At 61.2% G+C, this 425-nt stretch carries 2 pseudogenes; one reads left to right on the forward strand and one right to left on the reverse strand.

Annotation, left to right across the window (positions count from 1 at the left end):
* Positions 1-187: pseudogene (locus I6F36_RS38995) on the forward strand (hypothetical protein); the annotation flags it as partial.
* 46 nt (positions 188-233) lie between these two features.
* Here I6F36_RS38995 and I6F36_RS39000 read toward each other — a convergent pair.
* Positions 234-425: pseudogene (locus I6F36_RS39000) on the reverse strand (hypothetical protein); the annotation flags it as partial.

Here is a 425-nt window from a genome sequence, read left to right on the forward strand (position 1 = left end):
GGTCACGATGCCGCAGGCGATGCGCGAGAGGGTGCCGACATCGAACTTCTTCCAGCGCGGCGGTTATGAGCGCAACCCGGTTGCGATCCGCCACAACACGGTGGCAAAGCTGCTCGCGGTCACCGACGAGCGGATGGATTTCAACAGCAACAAGCCCGGTGCCAAGGAACTGGCGTCGGCGTTTTAGCCTCTTCACCCTTCAGGGAAGGGTGAAATCAACGGATGTGCGATCTTCAATTCGATCCGAACATGAACTTGCCGTCGCCCTCGAGATAGGGGCCGGAGCGCATGTAGAGCTGGCCGTTCTGGCCGACGAAGAACAGCGTGCCTTTCGGCACCTTCTTCGCGCCCTTGAGCAGCAGGCCGGCATTGTTGGTCCCCAGCTTGTAGGCGAGGGTCGTGCCGTCCTTGCCATAGGCGTAGCC

The sequence above is a fragment of the Bradyrhizobium sp. BRP19 genome (assembly GCF_020194195.1).
Classification (GTDB): domain Bacteria; phylum Pseudomonadota; class Alphaproteobacteria; order Rhizobiales; family Xanthobacteraceae; genus Bradyrhizobium; species Bradyrhizobium yuanmingense.